The 23,430-nt window shown below is 29.5% G+C and carries 25 protein-coding genes; 4 read left to right on the forward strand and 21 right to left on the reverse strand.

Translation table 11 applies throughout. From position 1 onward, the window contains the following. The first annotated feature begins 73 nt into the window (after positions 1–73). Entirely contained in the window at positions 74–973 is a 900-nt protein-coding gene (gene rocF / locus JK634_RS09790; RefSeq protein ID WP_202767466.1) for an arginase, read from the forward strand. Positions 974–1,109: 136 nt separating this feature from the next. Then, complete coding sequence (locus tag JK634_RS09795) at positions 1,110–1,718, forward strand: 3'-5' exonuclease (protein WP_202767467.1); 609 nt, start codon at positions 1,110–1,112, stop codon at positions 1,716–1,718. 25 nt (positions 1,719–1,743) lie between these two features. Here the strand turns inward: JK634_RS09795 and JK634_RS09800 are convergent, their stop codons facing one another. Continuing rightward, positions 1,744–2,991: a M48 family metalloprotease gene (locus tag JK634_RS09800; RefSeq protein WP_202767468.1), complete on the reverse strand. Its 1,248-nt coding sequence runs from the start codon at positions 2,989–2,991 to the stop codon at positions 1,744–1,746. 252 nt (positions 2,992–3,243) lie between these two features. Between JK634_RS09800 and rd the strand changes: the two genes are divergently transcribed. Then, entirely contained in the window at positions 3,244–3,405 is a 162-nt protein-coding gene (gene rd / locus JK634_RS09805; RefSeq protein ID WP_202767469.1) for a rubredoxin, read from the forward strand. Positions 3,406–3,444: 39 nt separating this feature from the next. Here the strand turns inward: rd and pflA are convergent, their stop codons facing one another. The 20 genes from pflA to JK634_RS09905 form a co-directional block, all read right to left on the reverse strand. Further along, entirely contained in the window at positions 3,445–4,164 is a 720-nt protein-coding gene (gene pflA / locus JK634_RS09810; protein WP_202767470.1) for a pyruvate formate-lyase-activating protein, read from the reverse strand. A gap of 80 nt (positions 4,165–4,244) precedes the next feature. Continuing rightward, positions 4,245–6,470: a formate C-acetyltransferase gene (gene pflB, locus JK634_RS09815; protein ID WP_202767471.1), complete on the reverse strand. Its 2,226-nt coding sequence runs from the start codon at positions 6,468–6,470 to the stop codon at positions 4,245–4,247. Positions 6,471–6,662: 192 nt separating this feature from the next. Next, complete coding sequence (gene pyrE, locus JK634_RS09820) at positions 6,663–7,337, reverse strand: orotate phosphoribosyltransferase (protein ID WP_202767472.1); 675 nt, start codon at positions 7,335–7,337, stop codon at positions 6,663–6,665. 16 nt (positions 7,338–7,353) lie between these two features. Further along, on the reverse strand, positions 7,354–8,256 hold the full coding sequence (locus JK634_RS09825) for a dihydroorotate dehydrogenase (protein WP_202767473.1): 903 nt from the start codon (positions 8,254–8,256) through the stop codon (positions 7,354–7,356). 14 nt (positions 8,257–8,270) lie between these two features. Then, entirely contained in the window at positions 8,271–9,008 is a 738-nt protein-coding gene (locus JK634_RS09830) for a dihydroorotate dehydrogenase electron transfer subunit (protein ID WP_202767474.1), read from the reverse strand. Positions 9,009–9,018: 10 nt separating this feature from the next. Further along, positions 9,019–9,894, reverse strand: a complete 876-nt coding sequence (pyrF, locus tag JK634_RS09835; protein ID WP_202768099.1) for an orotidine-5'-phosphate decarboxylase — start codon at positions 9,892–9,894, stop codon at positions 9,019–9,021. A gap of 6 nt (positions 9,895–9,900) precedes the next feature. Further along, entirely contained in the window at positions 9,901–11,094 is a 1,194-nt protein-coding gene (locus JK634_RS09840) for a dihydroorotase (protein ID WP_202767475.1), read from the reverse strand. Positions 11,095–11,104: 10 nt separating this feature from the next. Continuing rightward, positions 11,105–11,536, reverse strand: coding sequence for an aspartate carbamoyltransferase regulatory subunit (locus tag JK634_RS09845; RefSeq protein WP_202767476.1), 432 nt, complete (start codon positions 11,534–11,536; stop codon positions 11,105–11,107). After that, on the reverse strand, positions 11,536–12,459 hold the full coding sequence (gene pyrB / locus JK634_RS09850) for an aspartate carbamoyltransferase (RefSeq protein ID WP_202767477.1): 924 nt from the start codon (positions 12,457–12,459) through the stop codon (positions 11,536–11,538). The genes JK634_RS09845 and pyrB overlap by 1 nt, the downstream gene beginning before the upstream one ends. A gap of 227 nt (positions 12,460–12,686) precedes the next feature. Continuing rightward, positions 12,687–12,986 (reverse strand): hypothetical protein, encoded by a 300-nt coding sequence (locus tag JK634_RS09855; protein WP_202767478.1) that lies wholly within the window; start codon positions 12,984–12,986, stop codon positions 12,687–12,689. 76 nt (positions 12,987–13,062) lie between these two features. After that, positions 13,063–13,524 (reverse strand): hypothetical protein, encoded by a 462-nt coding sequence (locus JK634_RS09860; protein WP_202767479.1) that lies wholly within the window; start codon positions 13,522–13,524, stop codon positions 13,063–13,065. Positions 13,525–13,563: 39 nt separating this feature from the next. Then, positions 13,564–13,704, reverse strand: coding sequence for a hypothetical protein (locus JK634_RS09865; protein WP_202767480.1), 141 nt, complete (start codon positions 13,702–13,704; stop codon positions 13,564–13,566). A gap of 177 nt (positions 13,705–13,881) precedes the next feature. Beyond that, complete coding sequence (locus JK634_RS09870; RefSeq protein ID WP_202767481.1) at positions 13,882–14,511, reverse strand: zinc dependent phospholipase C family protein; 630 nt, start codon at positions 14,509–14,511, stop codon at positions 13,882–13,884. Positions 14,512–14,614: 103 nt separating this feature from the next. Continuing rightward, the gene (locus JK634_RS09875) at positions 14,615–15,058 is read right to left on the reverse strand and encodes a hypothetical protein (protein ID WP_202767482.1); all 444 of its coding nucleotides are present in this window, start codon (positions 15,056–15,058) and stop codon (positions 14,615–14,617) included. Between the two features lie 147 nt (positions 15,059–15,205). After that, the gene (locus tag JK634_RS09880; RefSeq protein ID WP_202767483.1) at positions 15,206–15,985 is read right to left on the reverse strand and encodes a serine hydrolase; all 780 of its coding nucleotides are present in this window, start codon (positions 15,983–15,985) and stop codon (positions 15,206–15,208) included. A 234-nt stretch (positions 15,986–16,219) separates the two neighbouring features. After that, positions 16,220–17,317 (reverse strand): 6-phosphofructokinase, encoded by a 1,098-nt coding sequence (locus JK634_RS09885; protein WP_202767484.1) that lies wholly within the window; start codon positions 17,315–17,317, stop codon positions 16,220–16,222. Between the two features lie 356 nt (positions 17,318–17,673). Beyond that, a complete protein-coding gene (locus JK634_RS09890; protein WP_202767485.1) occupies positions 17,674–18,090 on the reverse strand; it encodes a hypothetical protein in 417 nt (138 codons plus the stop codon). 178 nt (positions 18,091–18,268) lie between these two features. Continuing rightward, positions 18,269–19,144 carry an undecaprenyl-diphosphate phosphatase gene (locus JK634_RS09895; protein ID WP_202767486.1) on the reverse strand — a complete coding sequence of 292 codons (876 nt, stop codon included), beginning with the start codon at positions 19,142–19,144 and terminating at the stop codon, positions 18,269–18,271. Positions 19,145–19,335: 191 nt separating this feature from the next. Further along, positions 19,336–20,313, reverse strand: a complete 978-nt coding sequence (gene manA / locus JK634_RS09900; protein WP_202767487.1) for a mannose-6-phosphate isomerase, class I — start codon at positions 20,311–20,313, stop codon at positions 19,336–19,338. A 219-nt stretch (positions 20,314–20,532) separates the two neighbouring features. Continuing rightward, positions 20,533–22,386, reverse strand: a complete 1,854-nt coding sequence (locus JK634_RS09905) for a tetratricopeptide repeat protein (protein ID WP_202767488.1) — start codon at positions 22,384–22,386, stop codon at positions 20,533–20,535. A 145-nt stretch (positions 22,387–22,531) separates the two neighbouring features. Here JK634_RS09905 and JK634_RS09910 point away from each other — a divergent pair, with 145 nt between their 5' ends. Then, positions 22,532–23,332, forward strand: coding sequence for a hypothetical protein (locus JK634_RS09910; protein WP_202767489.1), 801 nt, complete (start codon positions 22,532–22,534; stop codon positions 23,330–23,332). Positions 23,333–23,430: the final 98 nt, after the last annotated feature.

Raw genomic sequence — 23,430 nt, forward strand, 5'->3', positions numbered from 1 at the left:
TAAAAAAATACTCTTATATTTTGTCTAAATATGATATATAATTTGTTAGTACTAATGATTAGGAGGTAGATCGATGATAATAAATGTACTTGGTGTTCCTATATTTTATGGATGCGATAGAGAAGGTGTTAACTTAGGTCCAGATACCCTGAGAGAGCATGGACTTTTAGATATATTGAAAGAAAATAATAAAATTTTTGATTTAGGAAACATTTATGTACCAAAGGTTTCTGATGAAAATAAATTTGCAGAGCATAAAAATATGAAATACTTAGCTGCTATTGTTGAGACAAACAAGAACTTAGCACATGCAGTATATGCATCGTTAGCTTCAAATTCTTTTCCTTTCGTTGTTGGTGGTGACCATTCATTAGGATTAGGGAGCTTAAGTGGTGCAGCAAAATACTTTAATGATGATTTAGGTGTTGTTTGGGTTGATGCCCACGGAGACATAAACACTCATTTAACAACCCCTTCTGGAAATGTTCATGGTATGCCTTTATCTGCTGCTATGGGGATTGGTCATAATTTATTAACCGATTTATATTTTAGTGGTAGAAAAATAGATCCAAGTAAGGTATTTATAGTTGGAGCTAGAGATTTAGATAAGGGTGAAATGGAATTAATAAGAAAATTAAAAATAAATGTTTGGACTACTAATGATATTAAGTCTATTGGTATTAAAGCATTTTTAGAAGATTTTAGAAATAGAATTGCTCAACTAAACATAAATAACTTACATCTAAGTTTTGATATAGATTCTTTGGACTCTTCCTTTGTACCTGGAACAGGAACTCCTGTAAGCAAAGGTATAAACATGAAAGAGAGTAAAGAAATTCTATCAGGATTATTTACTACTAATATAATTCGTTCTATGGATTTTGTGGAATTCAATCCTCTTTTAGATGAAGACCACGAAACTTTAAGAAATTGTAAAGAGTTATTAGCTCATATTGCTAAACTTATAAAATAAAAAGTGCTGCCTTCGCAGTACTTTTTTTATTATTCTCAAATACTTTAGTAACATATACATAAATTTCTTAAATTTTTCTTTAAACTTCAAACTTTTTATATTATTATAAAAATAGTTATCTAAGGAGGACTAGAAGATGAAATTACTTTTTTTTGATACTGAAACTACAAGTATACGTCCGGGTAGAATATGTCAGTTAAGTTATATCATAGTAGATTCAGGTGTTAAACCTCAACAAACTTTCGGGAAAAACTTTTTTTTTACAGTAGATGAAATGGATCCATCAGCTGAAGCAGTGCATGGATTTTCTTTAGAGAAGTTATATGAATTAAGCAATGGGAATTATTTTGAAGATTCTTATGAAGAGTTTCTAGAGGATTTTATACAAGCTGATTTTATTATAGGACATAATGTATCTTTCGATATAAAATTCTTATCTCATGAACTTCTATACATACTTGGAGAAGAATTTAATGCTAAACGTACCTTTTGTACAATGAATTATTATAAAGATATTCTTAAATTACTTAAAAACAATGGTGAATATAAAAATCCTAAATTACAAGAGGTAGTTGATTATTTTAATATATCAAAATCAAAAATCCAAGAAACAGCAGATAAGTTATTTGAAGGTAGTGGAAACTATCATGATGCTAGATTTGACACAGCTGCCACATATTTAATTGTTGTAGAAGGAATTAAGAAAAAACTGATACCTGCTGGATACTTTTCTTCTAAAGTTTAAAAAGGCTTCTTATGAAGCCTTTCTTTTATTTATCATAACTATTCGCTAAATCTATTCTCTCTTTTGCAGTTGGATGATCAAACCTTAGTATCTTATACCATTTATCAACATCATATGGTGAAAGATTAGTTTCCATGAACTTAAGTTCTAATATTCCATTCGTTAAATTATCCTTTGTAATTTGAATTGCAAATTTATCAGCATCTAATTCTATTTTCCTCGAATAATATAGTGAAATAGGGTTTAAGATCATTCCAATTAATGTTGAAAATAATAAAATATATGCAAGTCCATATGGTCCCTTAATCGCTCTCTTATTTCTTTTTGCTATAACAAACGTTAAAAAATAAGCTGGAAAATAAGTTAATGCACCTAGTAAAAATTCCAGTGCGATTCCCTTTGGTATATGATTAAGCTTATAATGCCCTATTTCATGTGCCACTACTGATAATATTTGTGATTCATCTAGATTATTTAAAGTAGTATCCCATACAACTATTCTTTTTGATGAAAAAATTCCTGTCATATATGCATTTAATGCAGATGTCTGGTCGCTCATTTTCACTTGATAAACACTAATATTATCAATTCCTTCTCTATGAGCTAAATCTTTTATTTTATATTCCAATTCTTTATTTTGCATTGGAGTTATTTCATTTAGTAGTGGATCTACAACAAAAGGAAAAATAAATGTTCCTAATATAACCGAAAAGCCTGTAAATATTACAACTAAAAGTGGCCACAATTTAAATTTTCTAAAAATATAATATAAAATTGCTGCAGACAATGTAGTTAAAACAAAATTTAAAGCTTCATTTTTAAATAAGTCCAAAAGCCACGAAAAAAAGTCATAATTTAATAATCCTACAAGTTTCAATCTATAAAATGAAGAAAAAAATGTTAGCGGGAAAAATATAATAAAATTAGTTAAGTAGTATATTACTCCTATTATTATCCCTTCTCTTATATAATTGTTTCGTTTTAAAAATTTATTTTCTACAATTTCAATTATTCCGCATTTAATTATAAATATAGGGAAAATTATACTTAGTCCTATACTTAATAAAAAATACCCTTTTGAAAAAGCATAATTTGCTTTTACCAAAGAAGTTTCTACAGGTGGAATAATTTTATCCTTTTCAATCTTAATTTCGACCTTTTTATCGGAGTGAAACTGTCCTTTATATTTACTTTCCAAAAATAATGTAAAGGCCATGGTTATAAAAAATGTAATTGAGAGAAATACTAATAAACGTAATAAAAACTTTTTCACCTTGTCTTCTCCTTTTTTCTTTATTTAAATAAACCTTTATATATATTATATTCTTTATTATGTTTGACATTTAAATAACTTTATAAAATATAAGTATAAAAGTTTTAACTTATTCATTTATAGCATTATTCTAAATACTTAACAATGCATATTTTTTATATTATATTAAATAATATATTGAAATATATCTAAATTATGTTATAATTATATTGTAATTAATAATAGTTATTAAATAATAATGGAGGTAGATTTATGAAAAGTTATATTTGTGATGTTTGTGGTTATGTTTATGATCCTGCAGTAGGTGATGAAGACAACGGTGTTGCTCCAGGAACTGCTTTTGAAGATATTCCAGAAGATTGGGTTTGCCCATTATGTGGTGTAGGTAAAGATGAATTTTCACCAGTAGATTAATTTAATATTTGATAAATGAAAAAGAGGCAATGCCTCTTTTTATTTTTTGCTTACTTCTATTAGTAATTTTTCTAATTCTTTTGCTTTATTCTTATTCATTGCTGGCATTAATTCGAGCTTATATTTCATACCAAGTGCTTCATACTTATTAACTCCAAGCAAATGATATGGCAAAACTTCAATTCTCTCAACATTGTTAAGGCTTCTTATAATTTCTCCAAGTTTATTAATTGATTCTTCGTTGTCCGTTACTCCTGGCATCATAACATGCCTAATCCACATCTTTTTATTCATCTTATTTGCTAGAGCTAAAAACTTTAAACTTTCATCTATATTTCTTCCAGTAATCTTTTCATATTCTATTGGATCATAATGTTTAACATCAAAAAGAATTAAATCTACTAATTCAAGTATTTCCTCATATTTCCCTAACCCAACTCCTGCAGTATCTATAGCTGTATGAATTCCTCTCGATTTACATAATTTCAGTACTTCAATTAGAAACTCAGGTTGCAGAAGTGGCTCCCCTCCTGAAAAAGTGACGCCTCCACCAGAGTTTTTAAAATATGTTTTATATCTTTCGATTTTTCTAACTAACTCTTCGGGTGTATATTCAGTACCCCCTTTAGTATTCCATGTATCTGGATTATGACAAAAAGAACATCTAAGTGCACATCCTTGAAAAAAGACCACAACTCTTATCCCTGGACCATCCACTAATCCCATTGTTTCTATTGAATGAATATTTCCTTTTATCATGTTATCACCTCTTTTAAAAATAGGAGGCTGTAGGGATTTATGTAAACCCCTATTCTAGCCTCCCTTAATCTTTTACTTAGTTATAAACTTTCGTGGAAAGTTCTGCTTATAACTTCTTGTTGTTGTTTTCTTGTTAATCTATTAAAGTTAACGGCATAACCTGAAACTCTTATAGTTAATGAAGGATATTTTTCAGGATGGTCCATTGCATCCATTAATGTTTCTCTATTAAACACATTAACATTTAAGTGATGAGCTCCTTGTGTAAAGTATCCATCTAAAACTCCAACTAAGTTTCCTTCTCTTTCATCCTCTGCCTTACCTAAAGCATCTGGTACTATTGAGAAAGTATTTGATACTCCATCTTCACAAACTTCATTATATGGTATCTTAGCAACTGAATTTAATGAAGCTAAAGCACCATTATTATCTCTTCCATGCATTGGGTTTGCACCTGGAGCAAATGGTTCTCCTGCTTTTCTTCCATCAGGAGTTGCACCTGTTTTCTTACCATAAACTACGTTTGATGTGATAGTTAACACTGATAATGTATGTTTTGCTTCTCTATATAGTGGGTGCTTTTTAAGCTCACTTGAGAACTTATTTACTAATTCAACAGCTATATCATCAACTCTATCATCATCATTTCCATACTTAGGGAAATCTCCATCAATTTCAAAATCAACAGTTATTCCATTTTCTCTGATTGGTCTAACTCTTGCATATTTTATAGCACTTAATGAATCAGTAGCTACAGAAAGACCTGCAATTCCAAATGCCATTAATCTACCAACTTCAGTATCATGTAGAGCCATTTGTCCTGCTTCATAAGCATATTTATCATGCATAAAGTGAATTATATTCATAGTATCAACATATAGCTTAGCAACATATTCTAATACTTTAAAATAACTTGCTTTTACTTTTTCGTAATCAAGTATTTCATCTTCTATTTTCTCAACTCCTGGTACAACTACTGTACCCTTCTTCTCATCTACTCCACCATTAATAGAGTATAATAAGGATTTCGCTAAGTTACATCTAGCTCCAAAGAATTGCATTTGTTTTCCAACCTTCATGGCAGATACACAACAAGCTATTGCATAATCGTCTCCATATATAGGTCTCATAACTTCATCATTTTCATATTGAATAGAATCTGTTAGTATAGACATCTTTGCACAGTACTTTTTAAATCCTTCTGGTAAAGAATCAGACCATAAAACTGTCATATTTGGTTCTGGCGCAGATCCTAAATTTGATAAAGTATGTAAATATCTAAAGGAGTTTTTAGTTACTAATGTCTTACCGTTTACTCCCATTCCTCCAATTGATTCAGTAACCCAAGTTGGATCTCCTGCAAATAAATCATTATATTCTGGAGTTCTTAAATGTCTAACTAATCTTAGTTTAATTATGAATTGATCTATTATTTCTTGTGCTTCTTTTTCAGTTAATAGACCTCTCTTTAAATCTCTCTCTATGTATATATCTAAGAAAGTTGAAGTTCTTCCTAAAGACATTGCAGCACCATTATTTTCTTTAACTGCTGAAAGATATCCAAGATATACAGCTTGTACTGCTTCTTTTGCATTTTCTGCTGGCTTAGATAGATCTACGCCATATTTTAATGCCATATTCTTTATTGCTCCAAGGGCTCTTATTTGCTCAGAAACTTCTTCTCTTTTTCTAATAAGTTCATCTAGCATATCACCCTTTAGATTTTTTAAATCCTTTTTCTTTTCTTCTATTAAAAAGTCAATTCCATAAAGAGCAATTCTTCTATAATCACCTATTATTCTTCCTCTTCCATATGCATCAGGAAGACCAGTTAATAATCCTGCACTTCTTGCCCATCTAATTTCATCAGTATAGGCATCAAATACTCCTTGATTGTGTGTCTTTCTATACTTAGGAAAATTCTCAGCTATTTCTTCATCTATAGAATATCCGTAAGCTTCTAATGATTGCTCAACCATTCTCCATCCACCAAATGGATTTACTATTCTTTTTAACGGAGCGTCTGTCTGTAAGCCTACTATAACTTCATTTTCCTTATCTATGTAACCAGCTTCATAGCTATCTATGCCTGAAACTCTATCTGTTGCCACATCTATGATGCCTTTTTTGATTTCCTCAAGTATTAATTCACTTGATTTATCCCAAACCTTTTTAGTTTTATCAGTAATACCTTGTAAAAACTTATCATCACCTTCATATGGTGTGTAATTTTTTTGAATAAAGTTCCTAACATCTATCTTTTCTTGCCAGGTACCTTCCTTGAATTCATCCCATTGTTTAAACATTGCACATTCCTCCTACCTGAAGTTTACAACTTCATTATATCTTATAAGTATGTAAAAGTTAATAGATTTATGTAAATGATAAAAAGTTTCATTTATTGTTAATAATTATTATCCATAAATAACAAATTATAAAAAAGATATAGTTGAAAATGACAATCATTTAACAAACTATACCCATATTTTTACACAAACCTATTTAGTTCCATATACTTTATAATAATCTTCTATTCTTTTTTTCATTGTATCATCAATTAAAACTTGCCCATTAACTTCTTTATTATATAAATATTCCACCACTTCTTCCATAGTAACTATGGCACATGTTTTAAAGCCAAAATTATCGCGTATCTCTTTTAGTGCTGACTCTTCTCCCTTACCTTTTTCCATTCTATCTACTGAAATAATTAGTCCTTTAACTTCTACTTTTCCCTGAGCTTCTAGTATTGGCATTGTTTCATAAATAGAGGTTCCTGCTGTAGTTACATCTTCTACAATTAATATCTTATCACCATCTTTTATTTTACTTCCTAAAAGAATTCCTGTATCTCCGTGGTCCTTTACTTCTTTTCTGTTTGAACAATAGTTTACATCCATATCATATAGCTTACTTAAAGATATAGTAGTAGCCACACTTAAAGGTATTCCTTTGTATGCTGGTCCAAATACTATGTTAAAATCTTCATTAAAATTTTCCTTTATGGCTTTTGCATAAAAATCTCCTAGTCTACTTAGTTGACTTCCTTTTTTATAGTTACCAGTATTTATAAAGAAAGGTGTCTTCCTTCCACTCTTAGTAACAAAATCTCCAAAGGTTAATACTCCACATTCAATCATAAAATCAATAAATTCTTTTTTATATGCTTCCATTTTACCCCTCCTATTTTTAAATCTTAGCTATTCCTACAAGTTCATTTATATTCTTTATTCCTTCAGCTATTAGGAAATCTTCCATTTCTTTTATTATTCTCTTGCCTGCTAAAGGGTCATAAAAATTTACTGTGCCTATCTGTATTGCGTTAGCCCCTGCCATTATAAATTCAATAGCGTCTTTTCCACTCTCTATTCCCCCAAGTCCAATTACGGGGACAGATACTGCCGAACTCACCTCATAAACCATTCTAAGTGCTATAGGTTTTACTGCTGGACCTGATAATCCTGCTGTTACATTATTAAAAACCGGTTTTCTCCTATGTATATCTATAGCCATTGCTTTTAGTGTGTTAATTAATGATAGTGAATCTGCCCCTGCATTCACACAAGAATATGCCATGTCAACTATATCTTCTGCATTAGGTGAAAGTTTAACCATTAATGGCTTATTAGTTATTTTCTTAATTTTAGAAACAACTTCTGCTGCAACATTTGATTTAATCCCAAAAGCCATTCCCCCTGACTTAACATTAGGACATGATATATTTAATTCAATCATATCTATGTCTGTTTCATTTAGCATTTCACAAGCTTTTTCATAATCTTCAATAGTTGCTCCACCAACATTGGCTATTATATTTGTATCTAGCTTTTTCATTTTAGGAAGTTCTACTTCAATAAACCCTTTAACTCCTGGATTTTGTAATCCTACAGAGTTCATCATTCCCATAGGGGTTTCCCAAACTCGTATTCCATCATTGCCTTCTTTTGGATTTAAAGTTAATCCCTTTGAAGAAATTCCTCCTAATATACTTACAGGATAAAAATTATTATACTCTGCTCCGAATCCAAATGTACCAGAGGCTGCAATTACTGGATTCTTGAATTCTACACCATTTATATTTACTTTCATCATAATCTTTACCCTCCTTACATCTCTATATAGTTTCCGTCAAAAACTGGCCCATCTTTGCAGGTTCTCTTATTTCCATCCTTAGTCTTACAGGTACATACAAGGCACGCTCCTACTCCACAAGCCATATGTTTTTCTAAGGACACATATATTCTCTTATTCTTTTCTTTAGCCATTTCAACTACCTTTTTCATCATTACTTCAGGACCACAACACAAGATAGTATCATAATTGTCCATATCTATTAAATCTGTTACAAAGCCTTTTATACCATGCTTTCCAGTATTAGTTGAAATATTAACTTCATTACAATATTCATTCAGCTCATCCCTTAGGTATATGTCATCTCTAAAGCCTGCATATAAATCTATCTTCATATTAGGAAAGTTACATCTAAGCTCTCTTGATACCTGTAAAAATGGCGCTGTTCCTATTCCACCAGAAACTATAGCAACCTTTCCTAAATCCTCATTAGTTATAAATCCATTACCTAATGCACCAGTGACGTAAATCTTATCTCCAGACCTAAGTTTTGCATATTCTTCTGTACCTCTGCCAACTACCGCATATACAAATGATACTGCTTCACCATCCCAATTACTTACTGAGATTGGTCTTGGTAGGAGTGTTTTTCCATTTAGTTTCAACATATAGAATTGACCTGCCTTAACCTCATTTTTTTCAGCAATATCTATTCTATAAATATTGGGACTAATTTCAACATTACTTATAATCTCTGCTAACTTATATTCCATAAAACCACTCCTAACCTACTTTATTAACTGCATCTAAGATTTCGTCTCTCATTCTAATAACTTCTTTTCTGGCATAATAACCTAGGGATTCTTTACCGTCTCCTTCTTTATAAGCTAATAATATTTTTCTTGAGGAATTGACTACTCCACCATTTCCTTTGTTTAGGTATAGTGCTACATCTTCAGCCTTTCCTCCTTGAGCACCATATCCTGGGATTAAAAAGAACATTTTTGAGAACCTACTTCTTAATTCCTTAGCTTCTTCTCTATGGGTACATCCAAGCACTCCCCCTATTTGAGAATAACCACATTCCCCTAAACAAGCTTCTCCCATTTTAGTTAATCTATCTCCAACCTCATGGTATACCTTATGTCCTAAAGTTGTGTCTAGGAATTCAATGTCATTTGCCCCTGGGTTTGATGTTCTAACAAGCGGGAATAATCCTTTTTTCCCTCTTTCGAGATATGGCAAATATGGTTCTATTGAATCCATTCCCATATAAGGACTTAATGTAATAAAGTCTGCCTCAAAATCTCCTTCAAAATGTGCTTTGGCATACATCTTAGCAGTTGCTGCAATATCTCCTCTTTTTATATCTGCGATGATTATTGCTTCTTTTTCTCTTAAATAATCTAAGGTCTTCTTATAAACCTCTAGTCCTTTTATGCCCAATGCCTCATAATAAGCTATTTGAACTTTAAAAACTGCAGCAACATCATAAGTTCCATCTATGATTTCTTTATTGAATTTAAGTATTGCCTCTGCTTCATCTAAGCTAGCTTTTATAATATATTCTGGAACATACTCAATGCTTGTATCTAATCCTACGCAAACTACACCTTTTTCTTCTACCCTTTTAAATAATCTATCAATTATATTCAATATTTCCCCCTACTTTCTATATGCTATTTTTCCAGCCTTTATTGTCATAACAACCTCTCCGAAGTATTCCATGCCATCAAATGGTGTGTTATTGCTTTTTGATGCAAAATTATTTGAATTAATCTTATTTTTAGAATTTAAATCCACTAATACTAAATCTCCATCATATCCTGGCGATATTCTTCCCTTATTAATCCCAAAAAGTTCACATGGATTCGCTGACATTAACTTACTTAGTGTTTTTAAACTTATTTCATTTTCTTTAACTAATGTTGTATAACAAACTGAGAAAGCAGTTTCAAGTCCTACCATTCCTGGTGCACCCTTTTCTTTATCCTCTTTGCTATGTGGAGCATGATCTGTTCCTATTACATCTACATAGCCATCCTTAATAGCTTTAATTAAGTATTTTCTATCTTCCTCTTCTCTTATAGGAGGGTTAACTCTATAGTTAGATATTTCTGTATTTAATGAAATGTGATGAGGGGTAACTTCCGCTGTTACATTTGCTCCTTCTTTTTTTCCATCAATAACACATTTCATAGCCTCTTTAGTTGATATATGTGCCATGTGAAGCTTGGCTTTAGAATATTTAGCAAGTTCAACATCTCTTAGTGTCATTAGATTTTCTGCAAGTCTCATGTCTATGTTTGAAAATTCATGATTTTCAGCATGTGAAATAACTACCCAATTATTATTTTTAGCTATCCCCATTGCATCTAGCATAACCTTAGAATCCATGACCCCTTTTCCATCGTCAGATATTGCTTTTACAACTAAATTTCCTTGGAAATTATTAAGATGTGTAATGCTCTCCCCATCAAAATCTTTGGTAATAGACAGGCATTGATGTAAGTCTATTAACCCTACTTCTTCATTTTTCTTATATACATAATCAAGAACTTCCTTGCTAGAACAAATTGGGTTAGTATTAGCCATTAAATTCACAAAAGTAAATCCACCTTTTAATGCTGCCCTAGATCCAGTTTCTATATCTTCTTTATAAGTAAACCCCGGCTCTCTAAAATGTACATGTGTATCTATAAAGCTAGGCATTAAAGTTAAACCCTCTCCATTAATTACTTGTACATTTTTCTCAATTGAAGTGCCAATTTCTTTTATTAATCCATTTTGAATATATACGTCTCCTACAAAATCATGACTTTCATCAATTATTCTTGCAGCCTTTATTAATAAATCCATGCCTAACCCCCTATAATTTTGAGAATTCACTTGTTTCATCACAATACTCACATCTATAAATACCCTCTTCTTTATTGGTAAGTTTAAAAGCTTGTGGAATGTGTGCTTCTACTGATGTTATACATCTTGGATTTTTACAATAAAATATATTCTCAACTCTAGATGGTAATTCAGGCTTTATCTTTTCTACTATCTCTTCATTCTTAACTACGTTGATTGTAATACTTGGAGATATAAGCTTAAGGAAGGTATAGTCTTTGATACTTATATCCTCAATCTTTATAATATCTTTTTTACCTAATTTATTACTGGTAACATTCATGATAAGTGCTACTGGATAGTCCACCTTATTTAATTCTAAGTAATTAAATATTTTAATTCCTAGTCCAGCCCTTATATGATCTATTACTACACCGCTTTTTATAGTAGTTATTTTTAGCATTATCTCACCTCCAAAAGTTTAAGAATTAAAGCCATTCTTACATACATTCCATATTCAGCTTGCTTGAAATAGCATGCTCTTGGATCTTTGTCCACTTCTTGAGCTATCTCATTGACTCTTGGTAAAGGGTGAAGAACTATCATGTCCTTTTTAGCTTTAGACATTTTACTTTGGTCTAAAATATAACTATCTTTCAGTCTTATATAATCTTCTTCATTAAAAAATCTTTCTTTTTGAACTCTTGTCATGTATAGAATATCTAATTTATCAATTACATCTTCTAATCTTTCTACTTCTATAAATGGTATATTTTCTTTTATTAAAATTTCATCCCTTATATATTGCGGGATAGTCAATTCCTCTGGGGATATTAAGATTATTTTATTATTTTTATATCTAGATATGGCTTTTATAAGTGAGTGAACTGTTCTTCCAAACTTTAAGTCTCCACAAATTCCTATTACATGCCCTTCTAGATTCTCTTTAAGACTTTTTATTGTTAATAGATCTGTTAATGTTTGAGTTGGGTGCTGATGTCCACCATCTCCAGCATTAATTATTGGTACTGATGAATAAATAGTTGCTACTTTTGCTGAACCTTCTTTTGGATGTCTCATGGCAATAATATCTGCATAAGTTGAAACTATTTTTATAGTATCTGAAAGACTTTCTCCTTTAGAAACAGAAGATGAGTTAGGTTCTGAAAATCCTAGTATATTTCCTCCAAGCTTCATCATAGCAGCTTCAAATGAGAATCTTGTCCTTGTACTAGGTTCATAAAATAATGTGGCAAGTATCTTACCACTTAAAAGATGTGAGTATTCCTTAGGATTTTTCATTATATCGTTAGCTAAGCCCAATATATCCTCAAGTTCCATAATAGATAGATCCATGGGATCTATTAGATGTTTTATATTATTCATAATTTCCTCCTTTTTAACCTCTCTGTGTTAATTTAAAGGTTTTTAAATTTATAAAAAAAATGCCTTCCATAAAGGAAGGCATAATAATCTTATCAATGCTTCATTAAAATAGCTTCCTTAACGACCTCTCTGGATCAATTTAAAGGTTTTAATTTATATAGAGAATATCAAAGATCACATAAAATGTCAATGTTTTTTAGGTATAATTAAAAATATAAATGATAGTTTTAGGTAAGAGAGTCTGAATTAGAGTCTTTTTCAACCCTTCTTCTTTTATTTACTGCAATGGTTGGTCTGTTATACACTACTAAAACTTTCAGCTTAGCAAGTGTCTCATTGAAACCCTTAACTGTGTTTACATTTATTGTTTTATTAGTTGCTGTAGAATCAACTACTTCCGCAAGTTCAACTAACTGATCATCATATGGATAGCATTCTTTTGCTCTCTTATAATCCTTTTTTGCTTCCTCCTGATCCTTATATGTACCACACAGTACTCCTTCAATTAATAAAAACCATCTTTTCAATCGGTTTCCCTCCTATTATCGCAATACACAGGATAATATATATTTACTATATAGCATATTGAAAAGCTTTGCAATATTAAGGCACATTATATATCGGTTTTTTTAGTGAAATGCACGCTTTCTCTACCAAAAGGACTTCATTTTCTTCCACCTCATTAGGCAAAAGTAAAAACTTAAGTTTGTAATTTGATTTTATATATTCTATTACTTTACCTATATATTCTATATTTTTATTTTCTTCACCAATCTCATTTTCAACCCAGCTAGTAGTTTTAAATACATCCTCCATCACCTTATTCTTAAAGGTTTCACTAACATATTCTGGCATGATACTTTCTAATAATTTATTTTTTAAATTACCACTTCCTGAAGTACTCCCTATAAACATTAAATCTTCTGTATCTTTCTTATAAATAAAATATACTCCATTGAATTCTGGAAGTATTTCTAAACTATATTCTACAAATTCACTAAGATTCTCTTCTATTAACTTTTCAGTAAAGGTATTTACATTAAAAAAGTACGATTTTATATTCACCGTATCGTCTCTCCTTCTTCTTATTTGAAAAGAAAGAGTCTATTTAGACTCTTTTCTAACTGGATTATATTTTGATCTGTTTTTTTCTTCAGGATCGATATATTCATAATCACCTGATTCATTTTTCTTTAAACCTAAGCGTGCCATTTGTTTTTTCGTTACCCTAAGCTTGTTAGTCATATTAACACCTCTTAAGTATTATTATTGTCCTTAGGATATATTTTATACTCTGAAAAATAGACAGGCGACTAATTTCATATTTTAATATAATGTTGAAACATAGTCTTAAAAATTATAGATTGGATTGTTCATCTATAGTACTCAATATAAGAATATTGCGTAACAATATAGAGCATTTTAATTTGCAATTTCGGCTAATTTCTCTAAAGAAATAGTAACTGAATTATTTATATATTCGTTTATTTCATCAACCGTAAATATTTCTAATGGCTTATTCGATATTTGAGGATTGGCTTCAAAATACTGACTGGCTTGCGTAAGTATTTGGGGCAATAAATTTATATTTATCTCATCTATTTCCACTGATTTCATCACATCATCAACTTCCAGCTTACCTATATTAGGAATATTATTTTCCAGTTTATAAGTATTTACTATTACTGAATTTAATTGGCGTAAATCGTTAAGATACTTGATTTTTGCAGTACTTCTTTCTTCTGGTGGTAATATATTTACTTCCATAGTAGGTCTAAGATTGTGCCAAATATCATCTGAGATTAAATGACAAAAATATCCTAAGAAGTAACAGTCACTAAATTTGAGCTTGTACTTCTTATAGAAATCATAATAATTCACAAATCTTACTCCATTTTCGTCTACTGTCATGAAATGAGATTTGTTTTTAGGTTCTTTTGCTAAATGAGAAATGTCAGTTGACAGCATCCCCATAAGAAATCTATTTTTGTTTACTTTTAAACTCTTACTTAATTCATTGAAAATACAATAATGCATCATTAAGGAACCCATATTCCTCATCCTCTCTTATACGTAATATTTTACTAATGTTCATTAAATTATAGTTTTTAATAATACTTATTATAATATTCTTAAGGCATATTACAGTTTTCATTTATAAAGTTACATTATATTTCAATAGGATTTTTTCAAGTTCTTCATTTTTTATTGAAAATAAATTCCCATTATGAGATATTTGAAAAATATCTCCGCCACAATATTCAAAAGAGTCATGAGAACCATCTTTTGAATTTAAAATAATGGCCATTCCTCCATCTATTTGACCTGAGCTATTACTACGGTAAAATTCTGAGTTCAATAAATACTCTATAAAATTATCCTTTTCGGAACCAGTAAGTTCAACATTTTTAGCATTGATTCCCCCAGTATAAAATGTAATCTTTGAAATTTCTGTATTTTCTAATTGGTCTTTCTTCTGCGTCCATTCATACCTACTAAGAATATTGCTCCCTACGGTTGTTTTCAAACCTATTTCTACGCAACAAACGAATAGTAAAATAATAATTAATAAGTAGATAACATATTTTTTAGTCTTCATATACTTTACTCCTTAGCATAACTGCTCAACCCACTAAAACTTTCCACTATTTTAATTATATATTATATTTATTATCATTAATAACTCATAGTATAATTCCTAAAAAAAATAACTCCTAGAACCTAGGAGTTATTTATATTTTATGGCTTAGTGCCAATTATTCATTACATTATCCCACATCATCTTGCCACACTTAGCAAGAGTTATGGTACCATATACGCTGTTAGGTATTTCCATTGATAATACAGTAAACACAAAGTTACCTTTTGATAATTGAATTAACTGAGTATCATTTTCTACACCCTTCTTATCACCAGTTTTAGATGATATATCATATTTCAAATCATCTGAAATATATAAAGCAAGTTTATTCTTAATTTGTTGTCTTCTTAATATATCTACAATCATAGTGCTATTTTCTTTATTTAAATAAGTAGCATTATAAAGGTGCTTCCATATCATTGAAAGATCATAAGCTGAAGTTATATTTTCTAAATCGCTTTTTTCTGTTCTTTCATCAGCAGTTTTTCTATTTAAAACTGTGTTTCTAAGTCCCATTTCCTTGATATTTTCATTTATTCTATCCATTCCAACTAAATCAATTATTTTATTCGCAGCAGTGTTATCACTTTGAATTAACATTGCAACTAATAATTCAAAAATTGTATATTCTCTTTCTCCGAATTCATGAATTATACCAGTTCCATAAACTTTATCTTTTCCTTCTATTTTAATTTTATCTAAGAAAGTATATCTTCCATCTTCAACAGCTTTCACAAGAGATACTGCTATAGGTAACTTCATACAGCCTGCCGCAACCATTTGAACGTTTTCATTATAACTATACATATATCCAGAATGTAAATCTTCAAAATAAAAACTGTAATTACCTATTCTAGACTCTAAATATTTTTTTATCTCTTTCATAATACCCTCCAGCTTTCATTACATTATGTTTTTGTAAGATTATTATATCATGTTTTCAGAAAATTTTGAAGTATTTTAATAATTTGTATATTGAGTAAATATTTTGAGCACTAATCCCAATGGAATTAGTGCTCTCATTAAGGGTTTAAACAAAAAACTTAAATTATACTTGTGAGTAAATTCTAATCTTGCACTTACTACAAAGTATTAATCAATAAGTTAACTTAACCCATATTAATCTCCAAAAGAAATACCTATCTTTCTAGCAACAGTTACAAGTTCACCATCAGGATTTACATTTTTATTTGCTCCAATTACATTTTCAAGAGTTTCACATGATATTACATCACCTTTTAAACATACCATATTACCGAATTTTCCTTCTTTAATTAGGTCTGCTGCTGCAACACCATATCTTGTTGAAAGAATTCTATCAAAGGTTGATGTTGTTCCTCCTCTTTGAAGATGTCCTAATACGGTACATCTAACTTCATTTTCCTTAATGATTTTCTCTATATCTCCTGCTAACTTGTTACCTATTCCTCCAAGTCTTATTGGATCTGGAGAATCCTCAACTATTTTAGCTACAACCACTTCTCCATCTTTTGATTTAGCTCCTTCAGCTACAACTATAATAGAGAATGGTTTTCCATGTTTCTTTCTATCTTCAATCTTTTCTACTATCTTATTAATATCATATGGAATTTCAGGTAATAAGATTACATCTGCTGATCCAGCTATTCCAGATTCTAAAGCAATCCACCCTGCATTTCTTCCCATAACTTCAAGTAACATTACTCTATGATGAGATTCTGCTGTAGTATGAAGTCTATCTAAAGCTTCAGTTGCTATACTAATGGCAGTATTAAAACCAAAGGTTACATCAGTTGCTGCTAAATCATTATCTATTGTTTTAGGTACACCTATTACATTTACACCTTTTCTTGAGAAATCTCTAGCAGATGTAAGTGTTCCATCTCCTCCAATAACAACTAAAACATCAACGCCTTCTTTTTTCATGTTTTCTACTGCTACATCTGAAACATCTTTTTTAACCATCTTACCGTCTTCATTAACTAAATAATCAAAAAGATTATCTTTATTAGAGCTGTATAGTATTGTTCCACCTTTATGTTCTATTCCTGAAACACTTTCTAATGTTAGTGGAACAAAATCGTTGTTATATAAACCACGATACCCAAATTTGTAACCAATAACCTCATAACCATACTGCAAAATTGCTGTTCTTGTTACCGCTCTAATTACAGCGTTTAATCCTGGGCAATCTCCGCCTCCTGTTAGTAATGCTATTTTTTTAATTTCTTGTGACATTATAATCCTCCTCTACCCTTGCGGATCGTTCTAAAATTAATACTCTCACGGAAAGTGCTTTGATTTAACGACTTTCTTGTGCTATATTAATGCAAACGACAAAAAATGCTAAACGTTTGCAAAATATTCAGATAATTACCACAATTAAATGATATCATAATATTCAGAAAGTTAAAAGCTTTTTTTATGTTAATAAAATACAATTTTGCATTTTATATAAATATATACTTTTTAAAAATAAAATTAGGATGAGTAACTTTATTTTCTCATAAATTACTCATCCTATAGATTATTTATAGTTGTTTAAAAATACACTCATATTCCATGTAATTTAATAAATATAAATACCTAGATTATTACTCTACTTGAGTTAATAATCTTTTCATTATATCTTTTAGTTTCTTTTCTCCTACCTCTTCATGAGTTACTGCAATAACTAATTTAATATCATTGTCAGATTCATCCCACTTATACGCCCTAATATCTAAAATTGATTCTTCTGGAATATATTCTTCTAAATCTGTTGCGATTTCTTCTGCTAATGTAAGATATTCTTCAAATAATTCTTCTTCACTATACTCATTTATGTTGATTTCATCGTCTTCCATCATTTCTTTTAGTATATCTATTGATATGCTTAAGTTTAGAGCTAAAATATCATCCCTTTTTGAACCTTTGCTCATGTCTTTAACAACTTTAAATTCAGAATTATTTTCAATTTTATCTATAGTATCTTTACTATCAATAATTTGATTACCAAATGCTATGTACATATCTTCAACTCCCAATTTTTTTATGTTTTTAAACTAAATTTATCTGTTTTATTAATTATTATAACTTAAATAAATTAATATATTAATTTATTAACTCAAGCTATAACATTTAACATTATATAGGAAAATAAAAGAACTGCCAACATTTAGTCAGCAGCCCAGTTTAAATATTCATTTTTTATTTAATAATTCCTGCAAAAGCCAAACCTACTAAAACAAGTCCAACAATTATTCTATATACTGCAAATACTCTCATAGGTTTCTTCTTTAAGAAGTTAATAAACATTTCTATTACTACTAGAGCTACTAAAAATGCAACTATAAAGCCTATACCTAATGCTATCCAATAAGTTTTATTCATTATTGAAAAATCAAATTTAATTAATTTTAATAATGATGCTCCAATCATAGCTGGAATAGCTAAGAAAAATGAAAACTCAGTTGCCACAGAAGTTGAAAGTCCTGAGATCCATCCTCCCATTATTGTTGAGGCACTTCTTGACATTCCTGGCCACATAGCTAAGCATTGAAAAACACCTACTTTTATTGCTTGGGTAAAACTTATTTTATCAATGTCCTTAGTAATTCTTTTACTCTTCCTCAAGTCTTTTCTATAGTAGTTCTCAACTAAAACAAGTAATATACCACCAACAACAAATGCAAATGATACAGTTTTAGCTGAAAAAAGTTTTTCTTCTATAAAATCATTAAATTTAAGTCCTAATATAACAGCAGGTATAGTACCTATTAATACTGCTAGCCAAAAATTGAAACCTCTTTTTGCTTCTTGTTTTCTTGTTGCAGCAAATACAAAAAATTCAATTACAGTAGTATAAATTTTCTTCCAATACAATACTATAACGGCTAAAATTGCTCCTAGTTGAATAACTACCTCAAACATATCCGAAAATGCTTTTGTTTGTGATGTATTAAAACCAATTAGTTCTCCAATTAAAATCATATGTCCTGTAGATGATATTGGTATAAATTCAGTAATACCTTCTACAATAGCTATAACAATAGCTTTAAGTATAAAAATAAAATCAATTCCCATGCGTCTACTCCTTTATGTTTACTCAAATTTCATTATAAAACCTAATTACATCAATGTCTAATTAAAATTTCCTTAAAATTTTATTGCTATTAATTAACATATTAATTTATACTCATAAATCCTATGATTAATTCACATAAAAAAAACAGTTAAAAAGTCAAAAAAACTTTAACTTTTTAACTGCAATAATATTATCCTCTTATATTATTAAGTATTTCTTCTTCAACTTTAGCTTCATTTGGCACATATGATTTTAACAAGGTTGATTTTCCTATTATTTTATATTCGCCTAGTGTTGCTGGTATAAATACCGAATCACCCTTAGAATACTTAACAGTTCCATCTGTATATTTGATTTCTCCACTTCCCTCAGTACATGTAAATATATAAAATCTTTCCTTGTCACTGCTCTCAGTTACTTCAGTTTGTAATACATATTTTTCTATAGAGAAATATGGACAAAGTGATAAGTATTCTTTTAAATACCCGTCTTCTTGTATTTTTATTCCTTTTGCATTTTTACCTGATAGGGAAAAATCAATTACATCTAATGCTTTTTGAACGTGAATTTCTCTTCCTCTATTATAATCGTATACCCTGTAAGTAGTGTCGCTATTTTGTTGTATTTCAGCAATTGTTACACCTTCTTCTATTGCATGAACTAATCCACTTTTAACAAAATAGAAATCTCCTGGTTTAACATACACTCTATTTAAATATTTTTCTAAATCACCAGAATTTAATGCCTTTTCAAACTCTTCCTTTGTACAATCTTTAGTCCCTACTACTAGGCTAGCACCTTCCTTTGCATCTATAACATACCAAGCTTCAGTCTTTCCTAGATCTCCTTCATTTTTAAGAGCATATTCATCACCTGGGTGAACTTGAACTGATAATTTATCATTTGCAGTTATTATTTTAATAAGTAATGGAAATCTATCCCCTTTTATCTCACTACCTAAAATTTCAGCCCCTCTTTGTTTAATTAACTCTTCAAAGGTAAGTCCTTTAAATTCTCCATTTTTAACAACACCCATTCCATTTGGATGACAAGCTATATCCCAGCTTTCACCTATATTCCCTTCAGGTAAGTTATCTCTAAAGGCTTCTAGTTCTCTACCGCCCCAGATTCTATCATAATATAAATTCTCAAATACAATTGGATACATTACTAATCCTCCTTCTTAACTGTATGTAGGGTTTTTATAGCAATTTTAATTTATTCATGTTTCAGTTCCGGCATGAAAAAGTTGTTAGCTCAACTCAAAACCCTATATTATTTATAATTAATTATGTGTAAGTTATTATAACATTATATCATAGAGTTATATAAAAAAAGAATATTACTATATAAAAATATATTATATAGTAATATTCTAGATAACTTATTAATAGAACAATGTGAAATCTGGAATCTTTATAGAATCCCCATTACCTTTATTATAATCATCATATACTGTTTTTGCTTTAGTATAATTTTCTTCTATGGCTTTCTTTGTATCTGCATCAGTAATTGAATCTCTTGATTCATATGCCGCCTTTAAATTAGCCATACCTCTTTCTAAGTCAACATTAATCGAAATATAAAAACAACCAGCATTATTTAAAGTTAGTGGATCATTCTTATCTGCAGCATATGCATACCTAACTTCTTTAATCGCATCTGAATACTTTTCTTGATTCATATATACAGTACCCAATGTTCTATGATATTTAGGATTTGCATCATCTAATGAAATTGCTTTCTTAAGCAATGCAATAGCATCATCAGTAGAATTGCTATTTAGTTTTATTAATGCCATGTTATAATATAATTCTGTGTCAGTTGGCTTTACTTGAGATGCAAGACTAAAATATTCATAAGCCTTATTACTATCTTTAGCAGTTGTCCAATAATAATTTGCAATCTTTGCCATAATGTCATAATTAAAAGGTTCTTTTAATAAAGCTGCTCTAAAATAAGGTTCTGCCTCTTTATCTTTTCCTTGCTTCAACATAATATCAGGAATTAAGAAACCATAATTATCAGGATAATCCTTGTTAGCTAGAATACTCTTTTGAGCGAATTCAAATGCCTTATCATATTCTCCTTTGTCATAATAGTACCAACCTGCAGTATGATAACCTATATATGACTCACTATTTTGGCTGATAATTTCATTTAGTAATTTTTCACCTTTTTCATTATCACCAGAATACTGATATATTTTCGCTTGAATTATTTTAACATTAATATTTCCAATATCCTTACCATCTAATTCTGTTAGAGTTTTTTGAGCCATATCAGCTGAATCTTGAGACATTGAATATACTTTAGCTATCCATAGCTTGTAGCAAATCTCATTTGGCTCTTTTGAAGACCTATCTATTAATTTTTGAAGAATTAAATCCTTATTAAACGTAGCTGCTTGAGATATTATGTCAAACACCTTAATCTCGTCCTTATCCTTATACCAAGCTTCTTTTAATAAATCAAATCCTTTATCGTAATCATCTAAAAGCATCTGCATCTTTGCTAAAATGGATAAATCATATGCTGAATCACTATCCACTGGATACTCCTTAACCATTTCGCTAGCTTTATCTTTCTCTCCATTTACCATATATACCGTATACATAGTTCTCATTAATGGTTTATCTTTTCCATAATTATTTAGTTCACTTTCACCTATTTCCAAAGCTTCCTTGTAATTCTTATTCATAAAATATGTGAAAACAATATAGTTTACTAACTCTCTATCTTTAGCTTCATACTTTTCTCTATTATTCCCAACTATTTTATTTCTTTTATCCATAGCATCTTTTAAAAGATCATTGGACTTGTCCATTTCGCCTTGAACAGAATAGATTTCAGCTTCCTTTACTTCCCAGATAGGCCACTTATCATCTTCTTGCAATTTTTCGTACTCACTTACTGATTTATCAAAATCTCCTTGATAGAAAAGCATTTCAGCTTTGTTATTAGCAATTAATGTCTGATTTTTCTTTAAAGCAGTTTTTACTGAAAAAATTATAATCAAGGCCATCATAAAGCAAAAAATCATTACAACTGTAGGATGAAGTATACTCCATTTCTCACTTAAAGCTTTATATTTCTTAATAAATGGATCTATTTTAACCTTTAACTTTTCATAAATAGTTAAACTTTTTTCTTTCATTTTTATTGCATTTTTTATCAGCTTACTTTTTATGGGTTCTCCATTTTTCTTAAGCTTGTTCAATAATTCTTTAATTTTTCCCATTTTTCCTCCTAATTATCCCCTTGAGGTTATAAATAAATTCTATCAAAACCTAAATTAAAAATCTATAATATGCTATACTTAAATTGTATTTACTATAGTTAAATTTTCAAAAGCATTATATATATTAACATAAAAGGAGCCAAATATGAACCTAAAAATTAAACCTTCATTACTAATTATAATTTTTTCAGTAGGGATAATTGCAGGTATTATTACTATATCAAGTGGAAACTTCGAGAAAATATATAATAATTCTCCAAGTTACACCAATTCTCCCACCAATAATGATACTGTTAAAGATTCTATAGTTGAAGTGCCGCTTAACATAATTCCACTACAAGATGCATTTTTACAAAATAAAGATTTTAAAGATAAAACTGAAAAAAGTGGAGTAAACTTGTCAATAATAAATAAGGAAAGTAAAAATTCTTCATCATTGCTTAACTCCAATAAAAATAGATTTGAATTTATTCCAGATTTAAATAATGCTGTTTCTAATACAATTCTTAATGTTCAAAGTAAAAAAATATATATATCTTATATATTTTCAAGTGAAAAACCACTTACATATACTATATCAAATATTCCATACTTATCAAAAGGAACTTTTAATGTAGCTATAATAAATTCTAAGGAATATAATGTTTCTATTGAAAAAACATTGATTGATAAACATTTTAACATTATTATTGTTGAATCGGATACAGAGGCTTCAAGTAAAGTAATAGATAAAACTTTAATAATAAACAATCCTGAAAGTGAAAAGTTTATTTATGGCTTTAGTTTGGTTTATTCTAAGGATACTCCTATTGCTTATGGACTTAAGTTAATTTTCAATAAAATGTCCTATAGTGAAAGAAAAACAGTAATAAGCGCTTTTAATTCAAAAGCTCAAAACTTACCTTTTTATGCTAAAGAAAACTTTAATTATATAGATTTAGATTGATAAAATATCATATTTAGTGTATAAAAAGGAGGGGAATTTTTTTCTTTTTAAAATAAAAAGTATTGTTTGGAATTTCCTTTCTTAATATATTTAGTTAT

Source organism: Clostridium paridis (genome assembly GCF_016765615.1).
GTDB classification, from domain to species: domain Bacteria; phylum Bacillota; class Clostridia; order Clostridiales; family Clostridiaceae; genus Clostridium_T; species Clostridium_T paridis.